This is a genomic window from Bradyrhizobium sp. 191, assembly GCF_023100985.1.
GTDB lineage: Bacteria > Pseudomonadota > Alphaproteobacteria > Rhizobiales > Xanthobacteraceae > Bradyrhizobium > Bradyrhizobium diversitatis.
The window spans coordinates 6,076,319-6,101,451 of the sequence record NZ_CP064692.1; the positions used below are offsets into that span (position 1 = coordinate 6,076,319).

Here is a 25,133-nt window from a genome sequence, read left to right on the forward strand (position 1 = left end):
ATCGGCGACTTCGACAAGCGTTCGCGTCCAAGATCTGCGTTCCACATTCTGCGACACAGATTGGCAGATTGTGAAACTACCTCATCTTGCGTCGGAACGATATGTAAGAGCTAAGCGGAGCGTCATGGCAAATATTTTAGTCCTCGGATAGCAGAATCGCGGCCACGGCACGAATTTGGCCGCGCGGTGGGAGACCTATTTCGGTCCCGATGCTTGTTCGCGCGATTGACCTCCTGAGAGAGTGGAGCCCGCGCCAATGAGGATGCAGACAAAATATTGGGGCCGCTCAACGTTTTGGACGTTCGTCCTCAGCACGATCCCGATCGGCGCGTGGGCAGCCCCGGCCTGTCCGGCACCGCCACCCTATGCATTGCTGCGTCAAGACGAAGACTACAGTTATCTTCGAGATGCCAGATGCAGACACGACTATATGGATCCCATCAAATTCATTCCGCTAGGTTCTCAGAAAGATCAGTATCTGACCCTGGGCGGCGAGGTGCGTGAATGGTACGACGTATTCCAGAACGCTAATTGGGGTGTCGGGCCGCAGGACCACAACGGTTACCTGCTTCAGCGCCTTTCCGCGTACGCGGACTGGCATTTGGGCAGCGGAATCCGCCTGTTCGGCCAGCTCTCCAGCGCTACCGAAGCCGGACGCAACGGGGGGCCTCGTCCGGTGGATGAAGATCGGCTGTGGCTCGAGCAGGCGTTCGCCGAATTCGACGTGCCCGTATTCGCCAACACCCATGTTGCGGTGCGTCTCGGCAGGCAGGAGTTTGAGTTCGGCTCCGGCAGGTTCGTAGACGTGCGCGAGGGACCGAACGTCCGGCGGGCGTTCGATGGGGCCTCTGCGATCCTCGACGGCGGCTTCTGGAAAGCAACGGCGTTCGTCACTCAGCCGGTGCTGAGCCGTCCGCAGGTGTTTGACGACCCGACGGACACGCGCACGACGTTTTGGGGCGTCTATGCGACGAAGTTGCTCCCTTCGATCGGTGGTGGCCTCGACCTTTACTATCTAGGCATCAACAATCGCCAGGCTGCATTCGATCGCGGTACAGGCGACGAGAACCGTCATACCCTCGGTGTGCGAGCTTTTGGATGGCGGGGAAATTGGGACTACGATTGGGAGCTGACGTATCAGACCGGCAGCTTTGCGGGCCTGCCCCTGAGCGCCTACTCGTTCGCCACTGACACGGGATACACCTTCAAGTCAGTGCAGTTCTCGCCCCGGGTCAGTCTCAAGGCAGGCGCAACAAGCGGCGATGGCGGCGCGGGAAGCGGCACTTTCGGAACTTTCAGTCCACTCTTTCCGAGCGGCATCTATTTCGGTCAAGCAGCTATCAGCTTGAACGGCCCTTCCAATATGTTGCGTCTCGGCGTCTCGCTCCAGGCACACTTGTCGGATTCAGTTCAATTCGGAATTGACTACGACTGGTTCTGGAGGAACAGCCTCGACGATCGTGTCTACGGGTTGGGAGGCAATTTGCTGCGGACGGGACAAGAGAGCCGCGAGCGCTACATTGGGGACCAACTTTCGGCGTCGATCGTATGGCATGCCACGCGGCATGTCGACCTCTCGCTGGCCTACGCATATTTCGCGGTGGGTCCGTTCCTAACCGATAGTGCAACGCCCGGACGCGATGTCCAGTACGCGTCCGCATTCGCGCGCTTCAAGTTCTAGATGAAGTCACCCTGGATCGAAGGAACACGGCCGTTGTGGGGATCACACGTTGCGCGTATGGACGACGTCCTCAACGGGCGTCGCCTACACCAACATCTTCCTGCCAAAGGGCACTGCGCCACGACAGAAGGGAAAGCTGGTCTAGAGATCAAGTAGTGGACCGCTTCCTCGATCGCGGACGAGCAGCGCGATAGAAGCCCCCTCGCATCAAGAAGCTTTGCCTGCGGGCAACTCCTCGGCGGACGGCTCCGCGCACCCGACACTATCCGAAATGTTGGATCATCAGTTCGGTGAGCACCCGGATTTTCCGCGCCGGGTGTCCCGGAGGTCGGACGACGTATATGCCGCCGGCATCGGGAAACCGATAGCGTGTCATCACAGGGACGAGGACTCCAGAGGCCAAATGGTCCTCGGTCAGGAAATCCGGGAGCGCGGCGATCCCTAGTCCCGCCACTGCTGCGGCGACGAGCGCGACGCCATTGTCCGCCTTGAACCGTCCCTGCGGATGGAGGGTAACGGTCTTGTCGCCGTCGCTCAGTGGCCAGACTTCCGTGCCCTGCATGAGGGCTTGGTGCGTCAGAAGTTCGTCGGGCGTCTCTGGAGCTCCGTACTGCTTGATGTAGTCCGGGCTCGCGACGAGTCTTCCATCGATCGGCCCGATGCGACGCGCGATCAGGTTGGAGTCGGGGAGATAGCCGACACGTATCGCACAGTCGAAACCCTCTCCTACAATATCCACGAAGCGATCAGTGTAAGAGGCATGCACGCTGAGCAACGGGTGGTGCCGTGCCAGTTGCGCGAATACGGGCGCCAAATGTGTAGTCCCAAAGGATAGCGGCGCAGCAATCCGCAGGCGCCCGCGTAGCTCGCCAGCGGGCAAGATGGTCTCCCGCGCGACGTCCATCTCGGCGCACACCCGGGCCGCGTGGTCGCGGAATGTGTCGCCGGCTTCAGTCAGCGCGGCGCCCCGGGTGGTCCGTGCGAGAAGCTGGACGCCAAGTTCCGTTTCCAGCCGGAACAGCCGCCGGCTGACGATGGATTTCGAGACCCCGAGCCGGCGGGCGGCCGGCGAGACGCCCCCAGCATTGGCCACTTCGACAAACGTTTGCAGGTCTTCAAGGTCCAATCAGCGTTCCACTTTTCGCGACACAGCTTCGTCTGAATCGACGCTACCACATCGCGTACAGGAACGATATGTGGGTTTTGCTGGAGGCGAGTGGGCCTCTGACCAGCCCTTTCAGACAGCGCAGGTATCACGAATGCAAAATCAAACTACGACACTTGCGGCTGCCGGCCGTGTGCTGATCGCCGTTCTGTTTCTTCTGAGTGGCCTTGGCAAGATCGCGGCGCCCGCGATGACACAAGGCTATATCGCCTCGGCAGGCCTTCCGGCGCCGCTTCTCGGCTACCTCATCGCGATCGTGGTCGAGGGCGGAGGCGGATTGCTCCTTGTGATTGGATATCAGACACGGATCGTCGCCCTGGTCTTGGCGGCCTTTGCCGTGGCGGCCGCTTTGGCGTTTCACCACGATTTCGCGGACCAGAACCAACTGATCCATTTCCTCAAGAACATCGCTGTTGCCGGCGGTCTGCTACAGGTCGCCGCCTTCGGCGCGGGCTCGTTGAGCCTGGACGCCCGCCGAAGCCAGCCCCGTGAATTGACGCAAACCAGCCGATGATTTGGGGCGGCCGGGCATCAGCATGCCCGGTCGTGTGTCCTATTCACGCCTAGATAAAGGAACTTGTTATGAGTGAAGCCCATGGTGTCTGGACCTCGGAAGAGGTCGCTCTCATCCTGATCGACTATCAGAAGGAAATGTTCGAGAACGTGAAGTCTGAGACGACGCCGGACGAGATCGATCTGAACGTCCGGTTTCTGATTAGGGCCGCCAAAGCTTTCAATATCCCCGTGGTGCTGAGCTCCGTCGGTGTCACGATGGGCGTGAACGGCCCCACTCGGGCGTCGATCACGGACGAACTGCCGGGCGTCGAAGTCATCGACCGAAGCTCGATGAACGCCTGGGAAGATGCTGCGTTCCGGGCCGCTGTCGAGAAGACGGGCAGAAGGCGGCTGATCTTCGGGGCGCTCTATACCGAGATCTGTCTGGCATTCCCGATCATCGATGCAATGCGCGCCGGTTATGAAGCCATGTTCGTCGTCGACGCGGTTGGTGGCATGTCACAGCTCGCCCACCGGACCGCGATCGAACGCCTGACGGCGGCCGGTGCGGTCCCGAACACGTCCCTCGCACTGGTCACCGAGCTCTTTCGTGACTGGAAGTCACCGCTCGCCGACGGGGCCCGGGACGTCATCAAGTGGTACATGCCCGAGGCTCAGAAGTTCGCAAGGCCGCGGCGTTTTCCCTGACGAGATGCGCCATGGCTGGCCGCTGATGGCGGGTTGCGGGCGCCACACAGTGATCGCCCCGCAGGCTGCCTCGGCTCTCTGAATGTCGCCCCGGGGTGCTCGCCTTTTCGATGCAGGCTCGGCCTAGGGGATCGCAAAACTTGGCGGAAGGAGCGATGTGACAATGCGTGGCAAATGACTCGGAACGGCTTCGCACAAACGATGCCAGTTCACGCGGACCCCCTGAGTTTCACAAACGCGTCGTTCAGGGGCGTGAACCAAGTGACGTTCAGCTATCGCACGAATGCGGATGCGGCGGCGGCGTTACTGCCTGCCGACCTGGAAATCGAACAAGATCCCAAAGTGTCAGTGATGTTCCTGTCCTACGCGTTCAGCAGCATCGGCCCGTTCCGGGAATACATTCATATCATTCACGCTCGGTTCCGCGGCGAAGAGGTCGGATTTGTCCCGCATATTTTCATTTCGAACGAGCGGGGAATGCTGGCCGGGCGGGAGAGAGAGGGGTATCCGAAGCTGCTGGGCGAGATCGATTTCGACATGAACCAATCCAATGTGTACGGGCTTGTGACCGCGCGATTGTCGCGACCGGCCGGTGTCACATTGGCGCAGGGCATTTTCCGCCCCAGCGAATTGGTCGGCGAAATCAGCGCTGCAAACCCGCAGATCGTTAAAGTCCTCGGACTGCGGGTCGTCGGCTCGGCGGTTCCTGGCGGCCCCTTGGCGGTTTGCGAATTGGTGCCGTCGGCTGGAGTTCTCGGCCGGCGAAATCTGGTCCGGCGACGGCTCGCTGACGTTTACTGGTGCGTCGGCCTTCTCCGCAGTGCATCAATTGCCGATCACTGGAGCCATAGAGGCCATTGCGTTTTACAACTCCGCATTCCGGCTGCGCCGGCCCACGGAAACCTATCCATTCGACGCGTGATGCAGCGGTCGACGGCAAAGGCGGGACCTGTAGTTCACGCTCGCCCCTTCGACACCCGTTTGTGGGTCTTCAAGGTCCAACATTAGCGTTCCACTTTTTGCGACACAGCTTGGCCACCAGCAGGGCTACCGCATCGAACGGTAGTAGCGATACCACTTGGCATTGAGCGCCTCGCTTCCACTGGTGGAGGGAGCAATGACCGAGACAAGACGAGACGCCCTTGCGCTTGGCGCGCTTGGAGCACTGAGTGCCGCTCTGCCGTTCGATGCGACATTCAGTCAAACTCAAGAGCTGCCAAATCAGAGAACAAATGTAGGGAGCAATCCGATGCCTGGTAGATTCGTTATCGCAAATGAAGCCCAGCTCAAGGTCGATGACTTTGGATCATCCCGGCGGCTCAGCGATCCGCCCAGCACGGGCGCCAAGCAGCTCACCGTGATCGAGGTCAATTTCGATCCGGGCAAGGGACACAATTTCCACAAGCATCCCGACCAAGAAGAGGTGGTGCTTGTCCTTGCCGGGCAAATCGAGCAGTGGATCGATCGCGAGAAGCGCACCCTCGGTCCCGGTGATTCCGCCTTCATTCCGCCGGATGTCGTGCTCGCCTCGTTCAATGTCGGCGACCAGCCCGCGAAGATCGCCGCGATCCTCGGACCGTCCGTTGGACCTACAGGGTACGAGGTGGTCGATGTCGCCAACGATGCGCCGTGGAATTCGCTGCGGAAGTAAGGAGCTCGACAGGCCAAGTTTCGGTCACGAGATCCGTTTCCGAGGCTTCTCCACCTCGATGCGGCAAAGATAGTCGAGCCATTCCGGACAGGTGGGCCATGCGCGATCTCCGGGCGATGGCCGATAGCGCCGGGCGCGTCAACCCGCTCACCGACGCGATCAGGAATTCCTACGCTGCAGCCTTCGCGGTTGGTGGTGCGGAGGACTACATGCCGATGCTCGGGACCCAGATTAGTCGCATCAACGGCGTCTACATCGCTCCGAGCACCGAACGCTAAGAGCAGCGGCTGATGTCGGCCGGGGATTCTCTGATCACAGTCGACGGGATGTAGGACCATGGATCCTTTGTCTAAACGCAGCCTCGGCAAAACGGGCGTCGAGGTCACGATCTTAGGCTTTGGCGGCGGCATGCTCGGGCGAGCGGCCGAGAACGAGGCGTTGCGGACAGTAGAGGCGGCCTACGATGCCGGTCTGAACCTGTTTGATACGGCGCCCCACTATGGACAGGGGTTGTCGGAAGTACGCATGGGTGCAGTTCTGCGACAGAAGTCGCGAGAAACTTACGTTTTGTCCACAAAGGTCGGGCGTTACTTGCTGCCTCCATCCAAGGAGTTTCCTCTCGATCGATCACCCGACGCGAAGGGGCTGGATTTCAACGAGGTGTTCGACTACTCGCGCGACGGCACGCTGCGGGCAATCGACCAGAGCATGGCGCGCTTAGGTATCTCTTCGATCGACTGCCTGCTCATCCACGATGTCGATGTCTGGTCGCACGGAAGCCGAGAGGCTTATCTGACGTATTTCAAGCAATCGATGGACGAGTGCTATCCCGTTCTGGATGATCTGCGGAAGCAGGGGGTCATCAAAGCTGTCGGCGTCGGTGTCAACGAGGTCGATGTGTGCATGGACTTTACCCGCGCCGGCGACTTTGACTTCTTCGACCTGGCAGGGCGGTACACGCTTTTGGAGCAGGGCGGACTGGGAGACTTCCTTCCACTGTGCCTTGAGAGAAATATCGGCATCATGCTGGGCGGACCTTACAATTCCGGCATTCTTGCCACCGGCGCGAAGGAAGGCGCCAAATACAACTACAAGCCGGCCCGTCCGGAAATCCTCAATGCCGTCCAGCGGATCGAAGCGGTATGCGCACGATATTCCGTGCCCTTGGCTGCCGCAGCCCTGCAGTTTCCGCTTGGGCACCCTTCGGTTACATCCGTGATACCAGGGACGGATGCGACATCGCAAGTCGAACGTAACATTGGTTGAATGTTACTTGATATTCCCGCTGACCTTTGGGCAGAGCTGAAACACGAGGGGCTGCTGCACAGAGACGCGCCGGTTCCGGGTTTCTGACGTGGGTAATCGTGAGAAGCAGGAGCCTCACAGTAGGAGCCGAGCGGTTGCTGTGCTCGAGATAGCGAAGCGGCATCCGGGCGAGGCCACGCAGCATAAGCACTGAGCCTTCGGCATGCCGCTGCGGTGAATACGCAGCTGCTTCGATCCCAGTCAGACTTCCGTGCGACATAGCCGTTCCAGTTTGCGCGACACAGCTTAGCGCTATGCGAGGCTACCGCCTCGCTCCCATGAACAGCATCTTGGACCAGTCGGCACCAAGGAGAATGTTCATGGCAAGTATTCTGGTCCTCAACAGCAGTGTTCTTGGCGACGGGTCTGTTTCCAAAGCCCTGGTTGAGGAAGCTGTCCATCGGTTGTTGGAGGCGAGCCCCGGAGCAACCGTTATTCGTCGTGACCTTGGTACCGTGCCGGTCCCACACCTTACCACCGCCAATGTGGCGGGTGTCCGGGGTGAGCCCGCGACCGATGCCGAACGGGCTGCCCGGGCCCTGTCGGACGAACTGATCGCCGAGCTGCGGGCCGCCGACACCGTCGTAATCGGCGCGCCGATGTACAACTTCAGCATCCCGAGCGGCCTACGGGCCTGGTTCGATTATGTGCTGCGGCCGGGCGTCACATTCAGCTATTCGGAAGCCGGACCGCAAGGCTTGCTCACCGGAAAGCGAGTCATCGTCATCGAATCGCGCGGAGGCCTTTATTCAGAAGGCCCCGCTCAAGCGATGGATTTCCAGGAACCGTATTTGCGGACCTTGCTCGATTTCATCGGACTTGCCGACGTCACCTTTATCCACGTCGAGAAGATCGGCTTCGGGCCGGAAGCGCGCCAGGCGGCACTAGAGGGTGCAAAGCAAGCGCTCGCCGCGGCGGCCTGATCTATCGCACGCGCAGGAGGCGGTAATGACCATTTCGAGTGCGACGGTCGACCTGGCGGTGGAGGAGGTTCTGCTTCCACCTGTTCGGGATCTTGGTGATGGCTTCAAGGTTCGTCGCGCGCTGCCGTCCGCGCAGCGCCGGACGGTCGGTCCCTTCATCTTCCTCGACCATTTCGGACCGATCGTGTTCCGCGCCGGGGCCGGCCCGGAGATCCGGCCGCATCCGCATATCGGCCTTTCGACGCTGAGCTATCTGCTCGAGGGCGAGATGGTTCATCGCGACAGCGCCGGCAACGTTGTGACGATCCGGCCCGGCGACGTGAACTGGATGACGGCGGGCAGGGGCATCGTCCATTCGGAGCGTTCGCCTGTGAAATTCCAGACGCAGGGCGGGGCGATGTTCGGCCAGCAGATCTGGGTCGCCCTGCCCAAGGCCCTGGAAGAGATGGAGCCGGGTTTCTCCCATCATGCCGAAGACTTCTTGCCTGCGCTCGAAGCGGACGGAGTCTCGCTCACCATCGTTGCGGGCGAAGCTTTCGGAGAACGCTCGCCGGTGCCGGTTTATTCGGACCTGATGTATGTCGATGTCGTGCTCAAGCCCGGCGCGCGCCTGCAGGTCCCAGCCCAGCATATCGAGCGCGCGATGTTTGTCGTCTCGGGCGAGATTGAAGTCGCGGGCCAGACGGGCACCTTCGGCGAGGCGCAGTTCGTGGTCTTCAAGCCCGGCGCCGAGATCGTGCTGCAAGCGCGCAGCGGCGCCCATCTGATGATCGTAGGCGGAGAACCCTTTCCCGAGCCGCGCCACATCTACTGGAACTTCGTCTCGAGCTCCAAGCACCGGATCGAACAGGCGAAGGACGACTGGCGGCAGGGGCGCTTTCCCGAGATCGCTGGCGAGACCGAGTTCATCCCGCTGCCTCCTGATCCATCGCGCATTGCGCCCCGGGGCTGACGACACATTGCAAGGAGGTGTTATGGAAATCGGTGTCGACAGTTTCGCGGCAATCCTCCCTGATCCGGCGACGGGCAAACTGCCTTCGGCAACCGACCGGATGGCCGATCTCCTCGAAGAGGTCGAGGTCGCCGACGACGTCGGGCTCGACGTGTTCGGCATCGGCGAGCACCACCGTGCCGAATTCCTCGATTCCGCGCCCGCGATCATTCTGGCGGCCGCGGCTGCCCGCACCAAGAGTATCCGCCTCACGAGCGCCGTCACGGTCCTGAGCGCCGCCGATCCTGTGCGGGTGTTTCAGGAGTTCGCTACCCTCGATCTAATCGCGAAGGGGCGTGCCGAGATCGTCGTTGGCCGCGGCTCCTTCGGTGAGGCCTATCCATTGTTCGGCTTTCGGATGGAGGACTACGACGATCTTTTTGCGGAGAAGCTCGAGCTCTTCCTCAAGCTTCGCGAGAAGACCCACCTCGCGTGGGAGGGGCGCTTCCGCCCGGCACTCACCGGGCAGGGCGTTTTCCCCCGACCGCATCAGCAGCGCCTGCCGGTGTGGCTCGGCGTCGGAGGTACGCCGCAATCCTTCGCACGCGCCGGAACGCTCGGCCTCCCACTGATGGTCGCGATCATCGGCGGCAGCTTTGAGCGCTTCCGCCCGCTCGTCGATCTCTACCGCGAGAGCGGACTGCGCGCCGGGCACGCGCTTGAGCAACTCACAGTCGGTGTCCATGCGATGGGCTTCGTCGGAGAGACCACCGCAAAAGCCAAGGATGCCTTCTTCCCCGGCTGGGCGCATCTGACAACGACGATTGGCCGCGAACGCGGTTGGTTTGCACCGTCGCGCCAGCAGTTCGAGGCGATGTGCAGCCCGGAGGGCGCCTTTCTGATCGGCGATCCGGACACCGTGGCCAGCAAGATGCTCGATGCCGACGGCGCGCTCGGCGGCGTCTCGAGGATCACCTTCCAAATGAGCACGGCATCCCTCGAAACCGCCGCGATGAAGCGCTCGATCGAGCTGCTCGGAACTGAAGTAGCGCCGATCGTCCGCGCGGCGCGGTCAAAGCACGGGGCACCGACTGAAAAGGAGACCTCAAATGCCGAACTCTTCTGAACACTCGAGACGCTCCGCCGCAGTCACCGGCGCTGGCGGTGGCCTTGGCCGCGACATCGCGCTCGGACTGGCGGCCAAGGGCTATATTGTTTTCGGCACGGCCATGTCCGCCGTAGAGGTCCAGGATCTACGGGACGCCTCCGGTGGGCGCGTTAGCCTGACCGTCTGCGACATGACCAAGGAACAGGCCGTGAAGGCCTGGGCTGGCGGTGTATCTGACGCGCTCGGCGATGCTGGCCTCGATCTCCTGATCAACAACGCAGGCATCCTGACCCCGGGCCCGATCGAGATTTTGCCGCTCGATGCCATCCGGCGCGAATTCGACGTCAATGTGTTCGGCGCCCTCTCGGTCATGAACGCGTTCCTGCCACCACTGAGGAAGGCTCGTGGCCGTATCGTCCAGGTGAGCACCTGGACAGCCAGCGTGCCGCTTCCGTTCAACGGGCCATCGGGCGCATCGAAGGCTGCGATGGAGGTGTTTGCGGCCGTCTACCGCGCCGAGCTGAAACGTTTCGGCATCGATGTCGTGGTGGCTGCAGCGGGTAATATGAGAACCGGCGGTCCGGCGAAAACGGCAGCAGCTCTCGCGCGGGTCGCCGACGGGATGACACCTGAACAACGCGAGTTGTACGGACGGACGTTCGAAGCGTTCGCAACCGCTCTCAACGGCATGCAGAGCAGCGGGCTCGACTCAGTCTCGGCCGCCACGAGAGTGATCGAACTGGCCGAGCAAGTACCCGCGCCGAGCCGCGCGGCGGTGGGCCCGGACGCGGAAGAGATGCTGCGGGTGGCTCGCGAAAAATCCGACACCGAGCAAGATGCATTGCGCCTTCAGCTCGCCGGCTTGAGCTAACGCCATTCGACGAATCCACATATCACAAGACGGAGCCACCCATGATTGAACTCTTAGACGCCAACGATAGCCGGGCTGTCCGCAACAAGAACAATGTCCTCGCCCTCTACGAGCAGATGATAAACCAGAAGAAGTCAGAGGGAGCCACGGCCAAGTTCGTCAGTCCTACATACATCCAACACAACCCGCTCATTCCGGACGGCGCCGAGGCGCTGGGAAAATTCTTCGGCAAGATCACCAGGGAACGCGCACAGGCCCGCGTCGTCGTGGATAAGATAATCGCCGTCGGCGACTATGTGTGGGCACACGTGAATTTTCTAAACCTGTTCAATGACGACCCGAATGACACCGGGATCGCCGGCGTCGACATCTACAAAATGGATGCCGACGGCAAAGCGATCGAACATTGGGACACCTTACAGGTGGTCGGCGACCCGAAGAACTCGGCCCCGTTGGTCGCGCCGAACATTCCGCGCGCCAATCCAAACGGAATGTTCTGAGCGGGAGGATCAGATATGAAGGACACACTCGGTCCTCTGATGGAGAGGAATCTGCTCGAAGTATTCGGGCAGCGGGATTCCGCGCGTCGAGCGATCGTGATCGCCGAAATCTACGCCGCGGACTGCACGTTCTATGAGGCGGAAGAGCGGGTCGTTGGTCGCGACGCCCTTAGCTCGAAAGTCGATGCTATTCTTAAGGAAGGTCCGGGATTCGTGTTTCGCGCGACAGGGCCGGCTCAGGTGAACCACGATCTCGGCCGCCTGCAGTGGCAACTCGGACCGCCTGGAACTCCCCCTGTCATCACAGGTATGGACGTCGCGATCTTCGAGAAAGGGAGAATTCGGGCCCTGTACACCTTTCTCGATAAGCCGGCTAGCGATTGAGGCTTCGCGACCCAGCCATAGACAGCTCATCGCGCGGCCTGGTAGTAGGCCCGGTTCTGAGGATCACGACGCCGTCTCGGCGTTCCGACCCGGGGGCGATACTTTGCATCAGGCGGGCGAGCGCCAGGCGATGGAATGGGAGGCGATCTGCTTCAATGTCTGTATGGCGGCAGTTTTGCTCATTTTCGCGCCGGCAAAATCTCCCCAGCGAGATGTCCAATTGTAGCAGGTGAACTCCAGCATCGAACACAGGGCGGATGCAGCGTAGTGTGGATCGATCGTCGCGCAATAGCCGAGCTTCCTGGCTTTGCCGATAATGTGCGCGATGGCGCCGATGCCTTGTCGGCGGAGATCATGCCATCTTTTCGCGAACGCTTCATCGACCATCGACATCTGCAGTGCCGAATTTACGATCGGCCACTCTTCCATATAGAGCTGCCAGAAGATGCCGAGCTTTTCTTCAAAGTTTTCGATTGGATCCTGATTCGGTCGCAGCGGCAGATGGATCTCTCGAAGCAACTTCTGCCGAAACTCCTCGGTGAGTTCCAGCAGCAACTCGTCCTTTGATTTGTAGTAGCGATAGAATACGCCGATCGACCGCTGCGCTTCTTTCATGATTTCGGCAATCGTCGAATTCAGGAAGCCATCCCTGGCAAAGATCACGCGCGCGGCGGCCTTGATTTGCAGCCTGGTGCGGTCGCCCTTCCTGGCGGGCAAGTCGATGGTGGCCCCTGACCCGGCGCCGGTGGACGGCGCGGTCCTTGCCAGCGGCAGTTCGCTCCGCCGGGGGAGGCACGTTTTCTTCAAGGTTCGTGCTGCTTCATTGATGGCTGGCTTCACCGCGAATTGTCCTGACCTGATGAAAGCGGGTGATGTGCTTGTGCCATATTTTGTTGTCCATCCAAAATGCTTCCCCCAGCGTCATCCCCTCCGATGAAGGGTAACTAGCTCTGGTTCTGAGCCGCGTTCGCGACCTGTAGCGCAGCCTCGGGATCAGTGAACCGCAAAATTAAAAAAAGTGAAGATGATTTCATTTTCATTTCCAGATGAGACGTGTTAGGCACGGCCAAAATCAAGAGACCATCAGAGGAGACGTGATGCAGCCCTCGACGGCAAAGCCGCCCAGTCGCCAGCCTTGCTGGAAGACGCGCGCCCGCCAACGGCATGCGGCGCGGGCCATGCCCGTTCCGGCTTCGGCGAGGCGTGCATGTCGCTAACCTCGATCGTTCGACGCGCCGCCCAGGTCAACGCGCGGGGCCCCGCGGTGGTTGACGGCACCGTCCGCACGTCATGGAGTGCGTTTGCTGATCGCGTTTCCCGCGTTGCGGGAGGGCTGGCTGCCCTCGGATTGCAGCCGGGTGAGCGAGTCGCCATTCTTGCCGTCAACCATGCGAGTTTTCTGGAACTGCAATATGCGATCTTGTGGGCGGGTGGCGTTCTCGTCCCGGTGAACTACCGGCTGTCCTCGAGCGAGATTTCCGACATTGTCGGCGCGGCTTCTGCCTGCATGATCGTCGCCGACGCACAATTCGAGCGCTTGGTCCGCGATGCCGCGCGCAACGTACCGGCGTTGCGTCGTGTCATCTGGTTCTCCGGCCCCGAAGCGCTTGGCGACTCGTCCTACGCCTGGCTAGCGGCCCAGGAAACAATCGAGGATCGGTCGGAGAGCGGGGCTGATGATGTGGCGGGAATCTATTTTACGGGCGGAACCACCGGGCGTCCCAAGGGCGTCGTTCTCTCGCAGTTGAATTTTCTCAGCCAGGCTGCCGCGATGCAGAGTTCGCTGGAGCTACGCTCCGACAGCGTCTATTTGCACGCCACACCGCTGTTTCATCTGGCGGATTGCGGCATCGGCCACGCAGTCACGTTCGCCGCGGGAGCTCACAGTTTTCTTGCGCAGTTTGATGCCGGCGCTTGCTTGCGGAAAATCCGCCAAGACGGCGTGACGGAGATCAATCTTGTTCCGACCATGCTCGCGACGTTGCTTGATGCCGCTGAAGACGAGCCGCGGGATATGGCGGCTGCATTGGCTGCGGTACGGACGGTGGCCTATGGCGGTGCGCCGATTCCGGCGCCAGTGCTGCATCGGCTGCTCGCAAGGCTGCCGAACGCAAAATTTCGGCAATTCTACGGAATGACGGAGACCTGCGGCGCGTGCACGTCGTTGCCTCCGGAATTCCACGTGAGCGGTGTTGACGCGAGCCGGCTGCGATCCGTTGGTCAGGCGATGCCGTTTGCCGAGATCAGGATTGTCGCCGCCGATGGTGCGGAATGTCGGCGCGGCGAAGCGGGCGAGGTGGCCATCCGGGGGCCCCAGACCATGCGCGGCTATTGGAACGATCCCGACGCGAGCTCGCGCGCGTTGCGAGGTGGCTGGCTTCACAGCGGCGACGTCGGGGTGATGGACGCGGACGGCTTCGTGACCATCGTCGAACGGCTCAAGGACATGATCATATCGGGTGGCGAAAATATCTATTCCGCTGAAGTCGAGAACGTCATCGCGGCGCATCCGTCAGTAGCCGCGTGCGCCGTGATCGGGCTTTCGGATCAGCGCTGGGGCGAACGGGTTCACGCCGTGGTCGTGCGTCGGTCCGATGTCGAGAGCGGCGAGTTGCAACGCGACCTCGAGGCCCGCTGTCGCGATCTGATCGCCGGCTACAAATGCCCGAAAAGCTGGGACATTCGCGCTGAGCCGCTGCCGCTCAGCAGCCTCGGCAAGGTCAACAAAGCCAAATTGCGTGAGGAGGCAGCAAGCTATGCCGGCTAAATTGGACGTCCGTGCGCATCGCGGCACAGAGGCCATCATTTTCGATGCAGTCCGGACCCCCCGTGGCAAAGGCAAGAAAGACGGTGCGCTGCATCATCTGTCGCCGCTGCATCTGATGGCGACGACCTTGCGCGCGCTGCAGAGCCGAAACGGCCTCGATACGTCGCAGCTCGAGGACGTCATTCTTGGTTGTGCCGAAGGTGTGCATGATCAAGGCGCCAATATCGCGCGCTCAGCGGTGCTCGCCGCCGGCTTCAGCGAGAAGGTACCGGGTACGACGGTTGCGCGATTCTGCGGCTCCGGTCTGGAGGCCGTCAATATGGCCGCGGCGAAAGTACAGGCAGGGCAGGCCGATCTGGTCATCGCCGGCGGCATCGAGATGATGTCGCTGGTGCCGATGTTGGGGACCGGTGGCCCGATGGCCAGCGATACGTTCTTCAACGACGCATCCTGGCTGACGCCACAGGGTGTATCGGCGGATCTGATCGCAACCCTGCGCGGCTATTCGCGCGCCGACGTCGATGCATTCGCCGCCGAGTCGCATCGTCGTGCGCATGTTGCGAGCTCGAACGGCTGGTTCGATCGTTCGATCGTGCCCGTCGCCGATCAGAACGGCGACATCGCGTTGGCGCATGACGAACTGATCCGGCCGGACACGACGATCGAGCGGCTGGCCCAGCTGCGTCCCTCGTTCGCAGGGTTCGGAAAGGGCGGCTTCGAGACCACCGTCAAGCATCGCTATCCGGAGGTGGATCGCCTCGATTACGTTCATCACGCCGGCAACTCCTCCGGCATCGCAGACGGCGCGGCTGCAATGCTGATCGGGTCCTCTGCCGCCGGCGAGAAATTCGGCCTGAAACCGCGCGCCCGAATTCGCGCGATGTCGCAGATCGGCATCGATCCGTGCATCATGCTGACGGCACCGGCGGAAGCGACCCAGCGTTGCCTCGATCGCGCCGGTCTCAGTTTCGCGGACGTCGACCTGTTCGAGGTCAACGAGGCCTTCGCTTCGGTCGTGCTCTATTTCATGGAAGCGACGGGTGCCGCCCACAGCCAGGTCAATCCGGTCGGCGGCGCCATCGCGCTGGGCCACCCCATCGGGGCGACGGGATCGATCCTGTTAGGCACGTTGGCAGATGAGCTCCACCGGCAAGACAAGCAGTTCGGTATCGCGACGATGTGCACGGGCCTTGGCATGGGCGTCGCAACCCTGATCGAGCGGATGTGAAAGACCAGGCGATGATTCAAACAGCTTTCGAGCCCGAGACCGGTATTTCCGTGATCACCTGGGATACGCCGAACTCTCCGGTGAATATCAAGAACCGCGCGGCGATCGCGGCTTTCGTTGCTGCTGTCGCGGAAGCGATTGGGAATGCTTCGGTCAAGGGCGTGATCGTCACGTCGGCGAAAAAGGATTTCATTTCCGGTGGCGACCTCGACGAACTAAGGCAAGTGCAGACACCAGCCGAGGCGACGGCTCTGGTCCGCGAGATCGGGCAGTCCCTTCGACGCATTGAAACCAGTGGCAAGCCTTTCGTCGCCGCCTTGAATGGCTCGGCCATGGGCGGCGGACTGGAGGTTGCCCTGGCCTGCCATCGCCGCATTGCGGCCGATGACCCAGCGCTGCGGCTGGCGTTTCCGGAGGTCACGCTCGGACTGATCCCCGGAGCGGGAGGAACGCAGCGTCTGCCACGCCTGATCTGCATCGCACGTTCGATGCCGCTGCTGATGGAAGGGCGTCCGGTCAATGTTCAGGAGGCGCTCAAGATCGGACTGATCGACGAGGTTGTCGATCGGACGGCGCTCATGGACGCGGCACGCCGCTGGATCGCGTCGGCGCCGGAGGCTGTTCAGCCGTGGGATCGAAAACAATATGCGCTGCCGGAGTTTCATCCGCAATCGCCGGAAGGCCGCAACTTCTTCTTCGCGGCGTGGCCCGCACTGCGCCGCAAGACATTGGTCGCGGATGCGGCGCCGGGGACGATCCTACAGGTCCTGCATCACGGACTCGAGCGCGGCATCGATGCCGGATTGCGGATCGAAGCTATGCATTTTGCGGCCGTGGCATCGTCGCGCTCGGCCAAGAACAAGATCCGCACGCAGTATTATGCCGCCAACGCCGCCCGCAATCTCAAGGCCCGCCCCAAGGATGTCGCGAAGTTCGAACCCGGCCGGGTGGGCGTGATCGGCGCCGGTTTGATGGGCAACGGCATCGCCTATTGCCTGGCGCGGGCCGGCGTCGCGGTGACGCTGGTGGATGTCTCCGAGGACCGACTCGAAAAAGCCCGCGATCAACTGCACCGCAACGGGCTCAAGGCGGTCGAGCGCGGGGCGCTGTCGCAGTCCAAGCTCGACCAACTGATGTCGTTGATCGGAACCACGACAGATGTCGCCGGGCTGGCAGGCTGCGATGTCGTGTTCGAGGCAGTCGTCGAAATCGAATCCGTCAAGCACGATGTGATCAGCCGGGCGGCTGCGGTTCTTTCGGCCGATGCGCTGATTGCTACCAACACGTCGACCTTGCCGATCTCCAATCTCGCAGGCGCCTCGTCAAGTCCCGGCAATTTGATCGGCATGCACTTCTTCGCGCCTGTCGATAGGATGCCGCTGCTTGAGGTCATCCGTGGTCCGCAAACCACCGATACGACGCTCGCGCGCGCGCTCGACGTCGCCAAGCTCATGGGAAAAACCCCTATCATCGTTCGCGATGGCCGCGGCTTTTTTACCAGCCGTGTGGTGGCGTCCTACACGCGCGAGGCTCTGCTTCTGCTGTCCGAGGGCGTGCCCCCGCAGGTCGTGGACAATGCTGCACTGGCCGCAGGCATGCCGATCGGGCCGCTGGCAATGGCGGACCAGACCTCACTCGATCTGCTCTACGACATTCTCGGCAGCGTCGCCGGTCCGGATCGGCAGCTGGATCACCACGCCCGTTCGCTCGAGGTGCTGCATCGTCTCAGCGGCCGGCTGGGGCGGCTGGGCCGCAAAGCTTCGGCGGGGATTTATGACTATGGCCCCGATGGCAGCCGCACCGTCTGGTCCGGCCTGTCCGCCCAATACCCGGCGAAAAAGGCAGGATCGGACGTGCAGGAAATTCAGCACCGCCTTCTGCATATCCAAGCGATCGAAACGATACGCGCAATGGAGGACGGCATCATCGTGAACGCATCCGACGCCGATCTCGGTTCGGTGCTCGGCTGGGCGTTCCCGGCCCATCACGGCGGGGTGCTGTCCTATGTCGACGGCATCGGTGCCGGGCCGTTCGCAGAACAATGCAAGGCGTTGGCGGAAACCTGCGGCGACAGATTCGCACCGCCTCCACGTCTGCTTGCAATGGCCGGCAGCAGGGAGCGTTTCCATGAGCTCTGACAACAAGGAGGGCGCTGGCCTCACAAGGACGGATCTCGCGGCCATTCTCGCGGACGCGTTCGCGCCCTGGGTCAGGGATCTCAACCTCTCGGTCGAAGACATCGGCAGTGACGGGATCACGATGCGTTTGCCGGCGGATGCCAGGCTTTCGCGGATCGGCGGCATTGTTTCCGGTCAGGCGATGACGGCCATGGCCGATACGACGATGGTGCTGGCATTGGCTACCCACTTCGGCGGCTTCCGTCCCGTTGCGACGGTGGATATCGCGATGTCGTTCATGCGCGCGATCAAGTCGAGCGATGTCTTATGCCAGGCGCGGGTGCGCCGTGCCGGACGTTCGCTCGCCTTCGTCCATGCAGAACTGCGCGCCGCCGATGACACGCAGATTGCCGCCGTCGCCAACGGGACATTCGCCGTCCCGGACAACGGAGCACGAAACAAAACTGACCGTCAACCGATGCCGGCACGGAGCGAGACATGAGTGGTCTGCGTGTTGCGGTGATCGGTGGAGGTATCGGCGGATGCTCGGCGGCGCTGGCGTTGCAACGCGCCGGCTGCATCGTCGACGTCTACGAGCAAGTGCCGGTGAAGGGCGAGGTTGGCGCCGGCATTCAGATTTCGCCAAATGCGAGCCGGCTACTCAACGCCTACGGCCTGGCGCAGCAGCTCGAGGCGATCGCCGTCACGCCCTCGATGACCGAAGCCCGGCGCTGGGACGATGGCCGTATCCTGTCCCGGGAGCAGCTTGGTCCGGCAATGGAGCGCGACTTCGGCGCACCTTATTATCACGTTCACCGCGCAGATCTGCTCAACATCATCAGCGGTGCGATCCCACGGCATTGTCTGCATATGGGGCGGCGATGCGCCGGCCTTGTGCAGCACGATAATCGCGTCGAGGTGCAGTTCGAGGATGGTTCTTCGGTCGAGGCGGACGTGGTGGTCGGGGCGGATGGGATTCATTCCGCGGTTCGGCGCGAGCTGTTCGGCGCCGAACAGCCCAGGTTCTCCGGTCATGTCGCCTATCGCGGCGTCGTTCCGGTCGAACGCATTGCCCATCTCGGCATCGAGCGGAAATCCACCAACTGGATGGGACCCGGCGGCCACTTCGTTCATTATTTTGTGTCGGGGGGACGTTATCTGAACTTCGTCGCCGTCATTGAGCAGGCGGCCTGGCAGCGCGAATCCTGGAACGATCGCGGCGACGTGGCTGAGGCGCTGCAATATTACGCGGACTGGCATCCGCAACTTCACGCAATCCTGCGTGCGGTCGACGATATCTACAAGTGGGCTTTGTTCGATCGCAATCGGCTTCCGGCGTGGACGCTGGGAGGCGTGGCGCTGCTCGGCGATGCCTGCCATCCCATGCTTCCTTACATGGCGCAGGGCGCAGCCCAGGCGATTGAAGACGGCGCCGTGCTGGCAGCCTGTCTCCGCTCTGTGCCGGATCTCAGTGTCGAGGATGCATTGAAGCGCTATGAGGCGATCCGTAAGCCGCGCGCATCCGAGATCCAGGCCCTTGCGCGGCGCAATGCCCAGACCTTCCACCTGCCTGATGGGCCAGAACAACAGGCGCGAGACGGCCGGATGGCTGCACACGCCGGCGGTCGCGATGTGGCCGCGGTCAGCCCGGCGCGCAGCATGATCTTTGCCTACGACGCCATGCAGGAACCGGTCGGCCCTGCAACCGGGGATGCCATCGCCAAGCGAATGGACCTTTGGACATGACGATGGGGCGGGACATGGCATTCACAATTTTCGTTGTTCCGTGGGGGAGGGCGCGCTGATGGTCGCTAGTGTCCTCGAGCTGATTTTCAACGGCGTTGCCTATGGCGTCGTGCTGTTCCTGATCGCATGCGGATTGTCGATCACGATGGGCCTGATGGGCTTCACCAATCTGGCGCATGGTTCGATCGTGATGTTCGGGGGCTATCTCGTCGTCGCGCTGATGAAGAATTTTGGGTGGCCGTTTCTTGCGACGATTCCCGCGGCGTTCGTCGTCTGCGCGCTGGTGGGGCCGCCTTCGAGCGTCTGTTGTTTCGCCGCCTGTACGCCGCCGGTGAATTGAATCAGGTCCTCCTGACCATCGGGCTGGTGTTCATGTCGGTTGCTATCGCGACCTATCTGTGGGGAGCGGGGCAGCAACCCCTGCAGATGCCCACCTATCTCAACGCGCGTGTGTCGCTTGGCCTGTTCGAGGTCAGTTCATACCGCCTGTTCCTGCTTCTGGTGGGCGGCGCAATGACGGTTCTCCTGGTGCTGGCGTTCGAGCGGTCGAATCTCGGCGCGCAGGTCCGGGCCGCTGTCGACAACCGGCAGATGGCGATGAGCTGCGGCATCAACGTCGATCGCCTGTTTACGCTTGTATTTGCCGTCGGATGCGGCATTGCCGGCACCGGTGGTGCGTTGAGCGTCAATCTGCTGGGGCTCGATCCGTCGTTTCCACTGCGCTATCTCGTGTTCATTCTCATCGTTGTGACGGTCGGCGGTTCCGGATCGATCTGGGGAACGTTGACCGCAGCATTGTTGCTCGGGATCTGCGACGTCTTCAGCAAATATTATGTGCCCGAGGCCGGCGCTTTCACCATCTTCACCATCGCCGCGGTGATCCTGTTCTTGTATCCACAAGGGCTGTTCGGGAAAGCGGTGACATGACGATGGTCGCCCTCAAATCGTTCGAACCGGTCAGGCTGCTTGCAGAGCGCAGCCGCTGGCGGGCCGCCGAGATCGTCTTCTGGTCGTTCGTGGTCGCCAGCTATTTCCTGTTCCCCAGTTATCTGGTGCTGATCAGTCAAATTCTGATCGCTGGTCTTTTTGCTTTGTCGCTCGACCTGCTGCTCGGCTTTGGCGGCATGCCATCGCTGGGGCACGCGGCGTTCTTCGGTCTCGGTGCCTACACGGCGGGACTTCTGGGGCAGATGGGGTGGGGTGAGCCGATCTCGGGGTTGCTGCTGTCGGGTGTTGTTGCCGGTGTTTTCGGTCTGGTTTGCAGTCTCTTTCTGAGCCGGCTCAGAACGACCGCTTTTCTCATGGTGACGCTGACGCTCGGACTGCTGCTGCGCGAATTCGCCAATCGATGGTCCGGTCTGACCGGCGGCGACGATGGGCTGTCGGATATCGCGCTGCGGCCGCTGTTCGGCATCTTCAGGTTCGATCTCGCGGGCAACACGGCGTTCTGGTACAGCCTCTGCATCGTCTTCATCGTCTTTCTGCTCGTTCGCCGGCTGGTGCATTCCCCGTTCGGCCTGGCACTCGAGGCGCTGCGCGAAAACGAACGCAGAGCTACCGCGCTCGGCATATCGCCGCGCCTGGTGGTGATCGCGGTATTCACCCTGTCATCCGCCATTGCCGGCCTCGCCGGCGCGTTGCTGACCCAGACCACCTCCTTTGTCGCGCTGGAAGTTCTCGGCTTCGAACGTTCGGCCGGGGTCCTCATCATGCTTGTCCTCGGCGGCGTCGGAACGCTGTACGGCGCGCTCGTGGGCGCTGCCGTTTATCTCGTCGCGCGCGACGTGCTATCCGCCCTCGATCCGGTCTACTGGTACTTCTGGCTCGGGCTCATCATCGTCATGGTGGTGCTGTTTGCCAATGACGGCTTGGTTGGCCTGTTGCAGCGTCTTCAGGCGTGGGCTGTCCGACGGTGGGGGGCGGCATGACCGATCCCGTGCTGCTCACCCAGGGGCTATGCAAGAACTTCGGTGCGCTTCGCGTCACCAACAATCTCGATCTGCGCATCGAGGCCGGCGCGCGCCACGCGCTGATTGGCCCGAATGGCGCCGGTAAAAGTACGCTGGTGAATCTGCTGACGGGCGTGCTGAAGCCATCGAGCGGCAAGGTCTGGCTTAACGGCGAGGACATCACCAGGCTGCCGGCGGCGCAGCGGGTCTGGAAAGGCCTCTCGCGAACGTTTCAGGTGTCCACCATCTTCCCGCGCCTTACCGCGTTCGAGGCCGTGGTGCTGGCGATTTGCCGGCGCGAGCGGCTGTTGCGCAATCCCTCCCGCCTGCTGTCGGGGTGCCGCGCCGAGGCGGAGGAGGCCTGGGGATTTCTGCAACGTTTTGGATTGTCCGAAGTTGCGGATCGCCAGATGGGTGAATTGGCCTATGGCCAGCAGCGGTTAACCGAAATCGTTCTGGCTCTGGCGGCGCGCCCAAAAGTCCTGCTGTTGGACGAACCGGCGGCCGGCGTTCCGGCGCAGGACAGCGAGGCGCTGTTCGCCGCAATCGAAAATCTGCCGCGGAATGTGGCTGTGCTGTTTATCGAGCACGACATGGAGCTCGTGTTTCGCTTCGCGGAGAAGATAACGGTTCTTGTCGCCGGCGAGTTGTTTCGAGAGGGAGTGCCGGCCGAGATCGCGGGCGATCCCGACGTGCGCCGGGTCTATTTGGGCTACGACGATGACGAGTAAGGAGGTTCTGCTTCACGTTGAATCGCTCTGCGCCGGATACGGCGATTCCATCATCATTGATGATATCGGCTTTTCGCTCGCAGCTGGCTCGTCCCTGGCACTGCTCGGTCGCAACGGCGTCGGAAAGTCGACCTTGTTCCGTACGCTGCTCGGGCATGCGCGCCAGCGCAGTGGAGTCATCCGCTTCAATGACCGCGATATCAGCGGAACGACGCCGTATGAGCGTGTCTGGCATGGGTTGGGATGGGTGCCGCAGGAACGGCTGATGTTTCCGAGCTTGACGGTGGCCGAGCATCTGGCGATCGCGGACCGCAAAGGCGCCTGGACGCTCGATCGCGTTTACGGCCTGTTTCCCCGACTTAAGGAGCGGCAGCGCAATCTGGGCGGACAGCTCTCCGGCGGCGAACAGCAGATGCTGGCCATTGCGCGTGCCCTGATGACCAATCCCACGCTGCTCTTGCTGGATGAGCCTTTGGAGGGGTTGGCGCCGATCGTTGTGAAGGAGGTCGGCGAATGCATCCGCCGTCTGGTCGAGGACGAGGGGCAGGCCATCATTCTGGTTGAACAGCGCGTGAAGTTTGCCCTGCGATTGACGGAGGCATCGCTCGTTCTCGATCGGGGCAAGGTGGCGTACTCCGGCTCCAGCAATGATCTGCTCAAGGATGTTCAGCTACTCGATGACCTGATCGGACTCCGGAGCGGCTCGAAACGATCCAGTTGCGCAACGGGCAGCGCGCCGTCTCGAGCGCCCGGCATCACTGCGGGAGGACAATCATGAGCCAGGTGAATAGCCTGCTAGTGCATGGTGAATTGATCGACGTTCCGAACTTCGAAGCGATGCTCAATCCGCATCTGCTCTACGCCGAGCTCGCCGCAAGGGGCCCCGTCGTGCGGCTGCGGACCCATCTCGGCGTGGAAGTGTACGGCATCACGCAATGGGACACCGCGATCGCCGTGCTGCGTGACATCAGGTTTTCGAAGAGCTCGATCAACATGCAGGAAGCGCTCAAGAAGAGCGGACTGTCCGGGCCCGGCTCGGGTTTTCCGATCTCCGGGGCCAAATCAGGCAACCTCCTGAATACGGACCCGCCGGACCACACGCGGTTGCGCAACCTAGGGCCTGTTTGGATTCAGGATTCTCATTTGGGCTTGGCTGTGATTCAAGCTTGGGATGAACCGATTCGTTTTGACTGACGCCCAATGGGCGAAGATGGAACCACATTGTCTTGGCAAGCCGGCTGATCCCGGCCGGAGCGGCAAGAACAACCGGCTATTTGTCGAAGCAGTCTTGTGGATCGCCCGGACAGGCAGCCCATGGCGCGATCTGCCGCGCGCCTTCGGCAACTGGATAACCGTATACACGCGTTTCCGCGACTGGGCGAAGGCAGGTGTCTGGAAGCGTCTGTTCGATGCGGTCTCGGACGAGCCGGACATGGAATACGTCATGGTCGATGCCACCATCGTCAAAGTCCACCGCCACGGACAGGGCGCAAAAGGGGGACGCAAAACCAAGCCATCGGCCGCTCGAAAGGCGGTATGACCACCAAAATCCTGGCACTTACCGACGCGCTCGGTAATCTCGTGCGTTTCGTGCTGCTGCCCGGCCAGCGCTTCGACACGGTCGGCGTCTCGCCGCTTATCGAAGGGCTGGCCTTCGATGCGCTGATCGCAGACAAGGCGTTCGACAGCAATGCCATCATCGCCGACCTCGACAAGCGCGGCGCCAAGGTGGTCATTTCCCAGCACCCACGTCGCGCCAAGCCTCTCGCCATCGACAAGGAAATGTACAAATGGCGGCATCTGATCGAAAATTTCTTCTGCAAGCTCAAGGAATTCAAGCGGATCGCCATGCGCGCCGACAAAACCGATTTGAGCTTCGAAGCAATGATCAATCTGACCGCCGCCGTGACAAACTCAAGATGAATCCAAACAGACCCTAGTCAACATGGCGTTTTCTCCCCGTCGCATCGAGTTGCTCCGCCTGCGCGTCGAAGCCCTGGTCGACGATCTCCTGTCGAGACTCGTCGGCCGCGAGGATGCCGACATGATCGGTGAGTTCGCCTATCCGATCGGCATCACCATGATCTGCGAATTGCTCGGCGTCCCGGACGACAGCCGATCGAACTTTCGTGACTGGGCGACGAAGGCGATGTCGCCAGGTCACGCGGATCAGCAGCAGAGCCTCAACCTTCTGATGCAGTATCTTGCCGACCTGATCGCCGCGAAAAGAAAGCTGGTGGATGACGGCGCGGCGCCCGATGCCCAGCCCGATGTCCTGTCGGCGATGATCGCCGCACGCCTCACCAATGATGCGCTCACCGAGGACGAGCTCGTCAGTATGTCGTATCTGATGCTGATCGCCGGGCATGAAACCACGGTCGGATTGATCGGCAACGCGTTGCTTCAACTAATGCAGCATCCGGAGCAGATGACGCAGCTCACCGGTCAGCCGGAATTGATCAAGCAGGCGATCGAGGAGGTCTTGCGCTATGACGGTCCGGTGCACAGGACGACCATGCGTGCCACCGCGGAAGACGTCGAAATCGGAGGCCTCACGATTCCGCGCGGAAGTTTCGTTCAGGTGCTGATTGCCGGGTGCAACCGCGATGCGGTGCGGTTCCCGGATCCTGATCGTTTCGACATCAGCCGCAAGCCGTCGCAGAATCTCGCCTTTGGCTATGGCGCTCACTTTTGTCTCGGATTGCATCTGGCCCGGCTCGAGGCGCAAACCGCCATCACACGCGCCCTGAAAGCCCATCCGGGGATGCGCCTTGCCTGTTCGCCGGAGGATATCCCGTGGGCCAAGACGGTCATCCGCGCACCGGCGCGGTTGCCCGTGCGATTCGGCCGTTGAGGGGATGTAACGTTGCCGG

At 61.7% G+C, this 25,133-nt stretch carries 27 protein-coding genes and 1 pseudogene; 26 read left to right on the forward strand and 2 right to left on the reverse strand.

All coding sequences use genetic code 11. The features are described 5' to 3' along the window. The first annotated feature begins 256 nt into the window (after positions 1-256). Positions 257-1,681: an alginate export family protein gene (locus IVB23_RS28400; protein WP_247800847.1), complete on the forward strand. Its 1,425-nt coding sequence runs from the start codon at positions 257-259 to the stop codon at positions 1,679-1,681. Positions 1,682-1,943: 262 nt separating this feature from the next. Here the strand turns inward: IVB23_RS28400 and IVB23_RS28405 are convergent, their stop codons facing one another. After that, positions 1,944-2,807: a LysR family transcriptional regulator gene (locus IVB23_RS28405; RefSeq protein ID WP_247800848.1), complete on the reverse strand. Its 864-nt coding sequence runs from the start codon at positions 2,805-2,807 to the stop codon at positions 1,944-1,946. Between the two features lie 133 nt (positions 2,808-2,940). Between IVB23_RS28405 and IVB23_RS28410 the strand changes: the two genes are divergently transcribed. From IVB23_RS28410 to IVB23_RS28465, 12 genes are all read left to right on the forward strand, one after another. Beyond that, complete coding sequence (locus IVB23_RS28410) at positions 2,941-3,360, forward strand: DoxX family protein (RefSeq protein WP_247804981.1); 420 nt, start codon at positions 2,941-2,943, stop codon at positions 3,358-3,360. A gap of 137 nt (positions 3,361-3,497) precedes the next feature. Next, the gene (locus IVB23_RS28415; RefSeq protein WP_247800849.1) at positions 3,498-4,049 is read left to right on the forward strand and encodes an isochorismatase family protein; all 552 of its coding nucleotides are present in this window, start codon (positions 3,498-3,500) and stop codon (positions 4,047-4,049) included. A 201-nt stretch (positions 4,050-4,250) separates the two neighbouring features. After that, positions 4,251-5,057 (forward strand): acetoacetate decarboxylase family protein, encoded by an 807-nt coding sequence (locus IVB23_RS28420; protein ID WP_247804982.1) that lies wholly within the window; start codon positions 4,251-4,253, stop codon positions 5,055-5,057. A 70-nt stretch (positions 5,058-5,127) separates the two neighbouring features. Next, a complete protein-coding gene (locus IVB23_RS28425) occupies positions 5,128-5,700 on the forward strand; it encodes a cupin domain-containing protein (RefSeq protein ID WP_247800850.1) in 573 nt (190 codons plus the stop codon). A 98-nt stretch (positions 5,701-5,798) separates the two neighbouring features. After that, positions 5,799-5,978 carry a hypothetical protein gene (locus IVB23_RS28430; protein ID WP_247800851.1) on the forward strand — a complete coding sequence of 60 codons (180 nt, stop codon included), beginning with the start codon at positions 5,799-5,801 and terminating at the stop codon, positions 5,976-5,978. A gap of 58 nt (positions 5,979-6,036) precedes the next feature. Next, entirely contained in the window at positions 6,037-6,966 is a 930-nt protein-coding gene (locus tag IVB23_RS28435) for an aldo/keto reductase (protein WP_346659120.1), read from the forward strand. Positions 6,967-7,325: 359 nt separating this feature from the next. Beyond that, positions 7,326-7,928, forward strand: coding sequence for an FMN-dependent NADH-azoreductase (locus IVB23_RS28440; protein ID WP_247800852.1), 603 nt, complete (start codon positions 7,326-7,328; stop codon positions 7,926-7,928). A 25-nt stretch (positions 7,929-7,953) separates the two neighbouring features. After that, positions 7,954-8,880: a pirin family protein gene (locus IVB23_RS28445; RefSeq protein WP_247800853.1), complete on the forward strand. Its 927-nt coding sequence runs from the start codon at positions 7,954-7,956 to the stop codon at positions 8,878-8,880. Positions 8,881-8,902: 22 nt separating this feature from the next. After that, positions 8,903-9,985 (forward strand): LLM class flavin-dependent oxidoreductase, encoded by a 1,083-nt coding sequence (locus IVB23_RS28450; RefSeq protein WP_247800854.1) that lies wholly within the window; start codon positions 8,903-8,905, stop codon positions 9,983-9,985. Next, the gene (locus IVB23_RS28455) at positions 9,969-10,838 is read left to right on the forward strand and encodes an SDR family NAD(P)-dependent oxidoreductase (protein WP_247800855.1); all 870 of its coding nucleotides are present in this window, start codon (positions 9,969-9,971) and stop codon (positions 10,836-10,838) included. The genes IVB23_RS28450 and IVB23_RS28455 overlap by 17 nt, the downstream gene beginning before the upstream one ends. A gap of 41 nt (positions 10,839-10,879) precedes the next feature. Then, positions 10,880-11,338 carry a nuclear transport factor 2 family protein gene (locus tag IVB23_RS28460; protein WP_247800856.1) on the forward strand — a complete coding sequence of 153 codons (459 nt, stop codon included), beginning with the start codon at positions 10,880-10,882 and terminating at the stop codon, positions 11,336-11,338. A gap of 15 nt (positions 11,339-11,353) precedes the next feature. Beyond that, positions 11,354-11,722 carry a nuclear transport factor 2 family protein gene (locus IVB23_RS28465; RefSeq protein ID WP_247800857.1) on the forward strand — a complete coding sequence of 123 codons (369 nt, stop codon included), beginning with the start codon at positions 11,354-11,356 and terminating at the stop codon, positions 11,720-11,722. A gap of 108 nt (positions 11,723-11,830) precedes the next feature. Here the strand turns inward: IVB23_RS28465 and IVB23_RS28470 are convergent, their stop codons facing one another. Further along, positions 11,831-12,562 carry a TetR/AcrR family transcriptional regulator gene (locus IVB23_RS28470; protein WP_247800858.1) on the reverse strand — a complete coding sequence of 244 codons (732 nt, stop codon included), beginning with the start codon at positions 12,560-12,562 and terminating at the stop codon, positions 11,831-11,833. Between the two features lie 367 nt (positions 12,563-12,929). On the opposite strand from IVB23_RS28470, the gene IVB23_RS28475 reads away from it, so the two are divergent. From IVB23_RS28475 to IVB23_RS28530, 13 genes and pseudogenes are all read left to right on the forward strand, one after another. Then, a complete protein-coding gene (locus IVB23_RS28475; RefSeq protein WP_247800859.1) occupies positions 12,930-14,489 on the forward strand; it encodes an AMP-binding protein in 1,560 nt (519 codons plus the stop codon). After that, a complete protein-coding gene (locus IVB23_RS28480; protein WP_247800860.1) occupies positions 14,479-15,717 on the forward strand; it encodes an acetyl-CoA C-acetyltransferase in 1,239 nt (412 codons plus the stop codon). Before IVB23_RS28475 ends, IVB23_RS28480 begins: the two co-directional genes overlap by 11 nt. Next, complete coding sequence (locus IVB23_RS28485; protein WP_247800861.1) at positions 15,714-17,855, forward strand: 3-hydroxyacyl-CoA dehydrogenase NAD-binding domain-containing protein; 2,142 nt, start codon at positions 15,714-15,716, stop codon at positions 17,853-17,855. Before IVB23_RS28480 ends, IVB23_RS28485 begins: the two co-directional genes overlap by 4 nt. Beyond that, a complete protein-coding gene (locus IVB23_RS28490) occupies positions 17,845-18,336 on the forward strand; it encodes a PaaI family thioesterase (protein ID WP_247800862.1) in 492 nt (163 codons plus the stop codon). The genes IVB23_RS28485 and IVB23_RS28490 overlap by 11 nt, the downstream gene beginning before the upstream one ends. A gap of 59 nt (positions 18,337-18,395) precedes the next feature. Beyond that, the gene (locus IVB23_RS28495) at positions 18,396-19,580 is read left to right on the forward strand and encodes an FAD-dependent monooxygenase (protein WP_346659121.1); all 1,185 of its coding nucleotides are present in this window, start codon (positions 18,396-18,398) and stop codon (positions 19,578-19,580) included. A 58-nt stretch (positions 19,581-19,638) separates the two neighbouring features. Continuing rightward, a complete protein-coding gene (locus IVB23_RS39480; RefSeq protein WP_346659122.1) occupies positions 19,639-19,920 on the forward strand; it encodes a hypothetical protein in 282 nt (93 codons plus the stop codon). After that, on the forward strand, positions 19,887-20,507 hold the full coding sequence (locus IVB23_RS28500) for a branched-chain amino acid ABC transporter permease (RefSeq protein WP_346659123.1): 621 nt from the start codon (positions 19,887-19,889) through the stop codon (positions 20,505-20,507). Before IVB23_RS39480 ends, IVB23_RS28500 begins: the two co-directional genes overlap by 34 nt. Further along, entirely contained in the window at positions 20,504-21,508 is a 1,005-nt protein-coding gene (locus IVB23_RS28505) for a branched-chain amino acid ABC transporter permease (protein WP_247800864.1), read from the forward strand. Before IVB23_RS28500 ends, IVB23_RS28505 begins: the two co-directional genes overlap by 4 nt. Beyond that, positions 21,505-22,260: an ABC transporter ATP-binding protein gene (locus IVB23_RS28510; protein WP_247800865.1), complete on the forward strand. Its 756-nt coding sequence runs from the start codon at positions 21,505-21,507 to the stop codon at positions 22,258-22,260. Before IVB23_RS28505 ends, IVB23_RS28510 begins: the two co-directional genes overlap by 4 nt. After that, positions 22,250-23,038: an ABC transporter ATP-binding protein gene (locus tag IVB23_RS28515; RefSeq protein ID WP_247800866.1), complete on the forward strand. Its 789-nt coding sequence runs from the start codon at positions 22,250-22,252 to the stop codon at positions 23,036-23,038. Before IVB23_RS28510 ends, IVB23_RS28515 begins: the two co-directional genes overlap by 11 nt. Before the next feature lie 32 nt (positions 23,039-23,070). Then, a complete protein-coding gene (locus IVB23_RS28520; RefSeq protein ID WP_247800867.1) occupies positions 23,071-23,454 on the forward strand; it encodes a cytochrome P450 in 384 nt (127 codons plus the stop codon). A gap of 16 nt (positions 23,455-23,470) precedes the next feature. Beyond that, positions 23,471-24,183 (forward strand): annotated as a pseudogene (locus IVB23_RS28525) (IS5 family transposase). 121 nt (positions 24,184-24,304) lie between these two features. Further along, positions 24,305-25,114, forward strand: coding sequence for a cytochrome P450 (locus IVB23_RS28530; RefSeq protein ID WP_247800868.1), 810 nt, complete (start codon positions 24,305-24,307; stop codon positions 25,112-25,114). Positions 25,115-25,133 lie beyond the last annotated feature (19 nt).

Excerpts from the sequence above, each read along its gene's own strand:
- IVB23_RS28400 (WP_247800847.1), top strand. The coding sequence starts at position 257 with ATGAGGATGCAGACAAAATATTGGGGCCGCTCAACGTTTTGGACGTTC.
- IVB23_RS28410 (WP_247804981.1), top strand. The coding sequence starts at position 2,941 with ATGCAAAATCAAACTACGACACTTGCGGCTGCCGGCCGTGTGCTGATC.
- IVB23_RS28415 (WP_247800849.1), top strand. The coding sequence starts at position 3,498 with ATGTTCGAGAACGTGAAGTCTGAGACGACGCCGGACGAGATCGATCTG.
- IVB23_RS28420 (WP_247804982.1), top strand. The coding sequence starts at position 4,251 with ATGCCAGTTCACGCGGACCCCCTGAGTTTCACAAACGCGTCGTTCAGG.
- IVB23_RS28430 (WP_247800851.1), top strand. The coding sequence starts at position 5,799 with ATGCGCGATCTCCGGGCGATGGCCGATAGCGCCGGGCGCGTCAACCCG.
- IVB23_RS28435 (WP_346659120.1), top strand. The coding sequence starts at position 6,037 with ATGGATCCTTTGTCTAAACGCAGCCTCGGCAAAACGGGCGTCGAGGTC.
- IVB23_RS28440 (WP_247800852.1), top strand. The coding sequence starts at position 7,326 with ATGGCAAGTATTCTGGTCCTCAACAGCAGTGTTCTTGGCGACGGGTCT.
- IVB23_RS28445 (WP_247800853.1), top strand. The coding sequence starts at position 7,954 with ATGACCATTTCGAGTGCGACGGTCGACCTGGCGGTGGAGGAGGTTCTG.
- IVB23_RS28450 (WP_247800854.1), top strand. The coding sequence starts at position 8,903 with ATGGAAATCGGTGTCGACAGTTTCGCGGCAATCCTCCCTGATCCGGCG.
- IVB23_RS28455 (WP_247800855.1), top strand. The coding sequence starts at position 9,969 with ATGCCGAACTCTTCTGAACACTCGAGACGCTCCGCCGCAGTCACCGGC.
- IVB23_RS28460 (WP_247800856.1), top strand. The coding sequence starts at position 10,880 with ATGATTGAACTCTTAGACGCCAACGATAGCCGGGCTGTCCGCAACAAG.
- IVB23_RS28465 (WP_247800857.1), top strand. The coding sequence starts at position 11,354 with ATGAAGGACACACTCGGTCCTCTGATGGAGAGGAATCTGCTCGAAGTA.
- IVB23_RS28475 (WP_247800859.1), top strand. The coding sequence starts at position 12,930 with ATGTCGCTAACCTCGATCGTTCGACGCGCCGCCCAGGTCAACGCGCGG.
- IVB23_RS28480 (WP_247800860.1), top strand. The coding sequence starts at position 14,479 with ATGCCGGCTAAATTGGACGTCCGTGCGCATCGCGGCACAGAGGCCATC.
- IVB23_RS28490 (WP_247800862.1), top strand. The coding sequence starts at position 17,845 with ATGAGCTCTGACAACAAGGAGGGCGCTGGCCTCACAAGGACGGATCTC.
- IVB23_RS39480 (WP_346659122.1), top strand. The coding sequence starts at position 19,639 with ATGGTCGCTAGTGTCCTCGAGCTGATTTTCAACGGCGTTGCCTATGGC.
- IVB23_RS28505 (WP_247800864.1), top strand. The coding sequence starts at position 20,504 with ATGACGATGGTCGCCCTCAAATCGTTCGAACCGGTCAGGCTGCTTGCA.
- IVB23_RS28510 (WP_247800865.1), top strand. The coding sequence starts at position 21,505 with ATGACCGATCCCGTGCTGCTCACCCAGGGGCTATGCAAGAACTTCGGT.
- IVB23_RS28515 (WP_247800866.1), top strand. The coding sequence starts at position 22,250 with ATGACGAGTAAGGAGGTTCTGCTTCACGTTGAATCGCTCTGCGCCGGA.
- IVB23_RS28530 (WP_247800868.1), top strand. The coding sequence starts at position 24,305 with ATGATCGGTGAGTTCGCCTATCCGATCGGCATCACCATGATCTGCGAA.